This is a genomic window from Xanthomonas albilineans, assembly GCF_002939705.1.
Lineage (GTDB): Bacteria > Pseudomonadota > Gammaproteobacteria > Xanthomonadales > Xanthomonadaceae > Xanthomonas_A > Xanthomonas_A albilineans.
The window spans coordinates 1-887 of record NZ_MDCB01000077.1 but is presented as its reverse complement, the minus strand read 5'-3'; the positions used below and the strand labels follow the sequence as shown (position 1 = coordinate 887).

1 protein-coding gene is annotated in these 887 nt (G+C 64.5%); it reads left to right on the top strand.

Annotated features, from left to right (window positions below; genetic code table 11):
* Nucleotides 1-246: 246 nt before the first annotated feature.
* On the top strand, nt 247-887 hold a 641-nt coding region (locus XalbCFBP2523_RS16520), incomplete at its 3' end, for a hypothetical protein (protein ID WP_430523495.1).

The following is an 887-nucleotide window of genomic DNA, read 5'->3' as shown; positions in this document are numbered from 1 at the left end:
CATGGCGCGCAGTCCGCCGCACATTCGTCCGCCGGACAGGCCGTTGGGCAAGCATACGACGGGATCAAATACATCGTCTCGCCCGGCATCGACGTGGTCGAGCACGCCGCCGGGCAAGCCTACGACACGCTGACGCATCCGGGACAGTGGTTCCAGCACAGCGCGCCAGCAGCATCCATCCCTCCCACATCGACGAACGCGGACACGTCTTCCTCCTCTTCATCATCATCCGCTGCTGCCGGGTCCATGCCGCCCCCCGCCATGGTGGACAGGCACGTGGGCCTGCAGGAAGACCACGCCGCCCAACAGCACCAGGAACGCATCCAACAGGCGCAGCAGTACGCCCCGCACCTGGCGCAAGTCCACCGACAGACACAGCCGTCACCCGCTCACAGCGCCCCGGCCCATGAAAAACCGGCCAGCGTGGACATGCAGGAACAGGCGCGGATCGCGCAATTGCAGCAGCAGGAACAGCACGCGCAGGCAGCGCGCGAGCAACAACAGCGCCTCGCGCAGCAACACGTGCAGTTGCACCGCCAGGCTATGGATGCGCAGCAACGCGAACACGAACAGCGCCACAGCCAAGATCCCCGGTCGCATCAACACGAACAGCGCCAAGCGGGCGAGGCGATGTTGTACACCCCGCCGACGCGCCTACCGCGTTCGGATGAGCATCTCCAAGACTTCCGTCATCCGGGCCATGCGCTGCACTCGCGCTATACCCTGTTCAAGAACGCGCTGGAACAGTCCTGCACTCTGCCCAGGCATGGCGATAAATTGCCTTACGGTCCAGCGCAGCAGGAACGGCTGGCCGCCGGGTTCACCGACGCGCTCGGCATCAATCCGCAATACAGACACAACATCAAAGGCTTCAAGCAGCACGAGGG